Raw genomic sequence first — 2,512 nt, 5'->3', positions numbered from 1 at the left:
CTCTACCGCCTGATCACCGACCAACAGCGCTGAACCCACCCGGCTGCGGGCACCCTCGCCGCAGCCGGTGAGCGCACCGCAGCGCGCCACACCATCACCGTCGCGGCCGCGAGGACACCAACGCCGCCGCCACCCGACGACCGCGCCGCACGGTGCGGGCACCAGCGTAGGGAGCACACGCATGAACACGACACTGAATCGTCCCTGGTTTCATTGAGGGTGAGCCAGACATCCGGAAGGACCACCCTGATTCACCATGACGAACTCCAAATACCCCCAAGAACTCCGTGAACGAGCAACCCGACTCGCCGTCGAAGCCCGACGCGACCCCGACACCCGCACCGGGGCGATCGTCCGAATCGCCGAGCAGACCGCCTTCGTGCGAAGTTCTACGACTACCTGAGGTGATACACATGCAAACGATCAAGCGCACCAGCGCAGACCCCACAGGCCTCGACCACCTGGACCCGAACACCACCGAAGCCCGCGACGCGAAGAACCTGCGGCGTATTATTGCCGCCCGCAAGCACCTCGCCGACGCCGAATCCGAACTCCGCGCCGCCGTCGCCGCCGCCCGCGAAGACGGCGACTCCTGGGCGGCTATCGGCCTGGCCCTCGACACCACCCGGCAAGCCGCCTACCAAAGGTTCGGGGCCACTAAGCCTGAATCCGTGGACGATCCTGAATGAAAATCGGCGCGTGAAATGACGAAAGTACCTTGTGAGCTGGGATAATCGGGAGTGTCAAGGTCCAGACTTCCATCACACCACGAGGCACTTTCAGTTGAAATCATCGCACACCTTCCGCGCAGACGCCGCTGCCTTCGACGAGACGAACCTCGTGTCGTCCGCCGGCCTGATCCCGGTACTGGAACTCGCCGAACACGCAGGACTGTCGGAGCTGATCGACACCCACGTCGACATCGACAGTGCCCGAGTCAAATCGGGCGCCGCCAATCCGGTCGGGAGCTGACCTCGATCATCGCCGGGATGTGCACCGGCGCGGACTACATCGACGACATGAACCTGCTCCGCGCCGGAGGGATGCCCACCCTGTTCGACCAGGTCTACGCCCCCTCGACCCTGGGGATCTTCCTACGCGAGTTCACCTACGGACACAGCCTCCAACTCGGTGCGGTGCTGCGCCGACACCTGATCGCCCTCGCAGCCCGCACCCCCTGCTGCCGGGCATCGAAGGGCGGGCGTTCCTCGACATCGATTCGCTGCTGCGCCCGGTCTACGGACACCAGAAACAGGGAGCGTCCTACGGACACGCCAAGATCTCCGGCCGCACCGTGCTGCGCAAAGGGTTGAACCCCCTGGTTACGACGCTGTCGACCGCGCAGTCCGCGCCGGTGGTCGCCGAGATGCGGTTGCGCGCCGGCAAGACCGGTTCCGGTCGCGGCGCCGCGTCCCAATTGCGCTCGGCGATCACCACCGCGAAAGCGTGCGGAGCGTCGGGCAAGATCATGGTCCGCGGTGATTCGGCGTTCGGCAACAAGGCCGTCATCGGAGCCTCGATCCGGTCCGGTATCGAGTTCTCGCTGGCCATGACCCGCAATCCGCGCATCACCCGGGCGATCGAGAGCATCGACGAGCAGGCGTGGACGCCGGTGCACTATCCGGGTGCGGTCACCGACCCCGACACCGGACAGTTGATCTCCGACGCCGAGGTCGCGGAGGTCGAATACACGGCGTTCTCCGGACGCCACCAGGTCACCGCCCGGTTGGTCGTGCGCCGGGTCAAGGACGCGAACTATCCCGAGGCGCTTTTCCCCGTCTGGGTACCACCCGTTTTTCACCAATTCCGATCTGCCGACCGTCGACGCGGACCTGACCCACCGCAAGCATGCGATCCTGGAAACGGTGTTCGCGGATCTGATCGACGGGCCGCTGGCGCATATCCCGTCGGGTCGGTTTCCGGCGAACTGTGCCTGGGTGATCTGCGCGGCGATCGCGCACAACCTGCTCCGTGCCGCGGGCACCGTCGTCGGCGGCACTCATGCCGTCGCTCGCGGTGTCACGTTGCGCCGGAACTTGGTGAACGCTCCGGCCCGATTCGCGCGCCCTGCTGGCAGACCTGTGCTCCATTTGCCCGCCCACTGGCCGTGGCAGAAACAGTGGAACACCCTGTGGTCCAGGGTTATCGGTACAGCACGCGGGCGACCACAATCGGCCTGACCTATCCGTTCCGCCGCCCCCGGCCCTACCTCGAGGACCTTCGACAACGTGGATGAGCTGACACCCGGTCAGCGGAATACGCATGTCCATCGTCGGTCCAAGGAGTCGAAACTGCCATCGCTCCTGTCGAAATCGCCGATCCACGGATTCAGGTTTAGCCAACGCAGCATGAGGCGGTTTGAAGCCTCCCTCCGCAGGGCGGCTCGGAGCTTGACCCCTGACCTTGGACACGCGGAATCCAGCACACTGCTGGGGAAGCGAGAATCCAAGGATGGCCAGGAAGAACTACACCGACGAGTTCCGCCGTCGGGCGGTGGACTTGTACGAGTCCA

Annotated in this window: 3 protein-coding genes and 1 pseudogene; 3 read left to right on the top strand and 1 reads right to left on the bottom strand. The window is 65.2% G+C overall.

The features are described from left to right. Positions 1-183: hypothetical protein (locus tag WAX14_RS10190; RefSeq protein ID WP_422627965.1), on the bottom strand; the 183-nt coding region annotated here is incomplete at its 3' end. A 73-nt stretch (positions 184-256) separates the two neighbouring features. Here WAX14_RS10190 and WAX14_RS10185 point away from each other — a divergent pair. From WAX14_RS10185 to WAX14_RS10175, 3 genes and pseudogenes are all read left to right on the top strand, one after another. Continuing rightward, positions 257-403 (top strand): hypothetical protein, encoded by a 147-nt coding sequence (locus tag WAX14_RS10185; RefSeq protein ID WP_422627964.1) that lies wholly within the window; start codon positions 257-259, stop codon positions 401-403. 10 nt (positions 404-413) lie between these two features. Next, positions 414-689: a hypothetical protein gene (locus tag WAX14_RS10180; protein WP_422627963.1), complete on the top strand. Its 276-nt coding sequence runs from the start codon at positions 414-416 to the stop codon at positions 687-689. Positions 690-783: 94 nt separating this feature from the next. Next, positions 784-2,180: pseudogene (locus tag WAX14_RS10175) on the top strand (IS1380 family transposase). The last annotated feature ends 332 nt before the right edge of the window (positions 2,181-2,512 follow it).

The sequence above is a fragment of the Rhodococcus sp. (in: high G+C Gram-positive bacteria) genome (genome assembly GCF_049299235.1).
Classification (GTDB): Bacteria; Actinomycetota; Actinomycetes; order Mycobacteriales; family Mycobacteriaceae; genus Rhodococcus.
The sequence above is the reverse complement of the archived record's forward strand: the minus strand, read 5'-3'. Positions and strand labels throughout refer to the sequence as shown.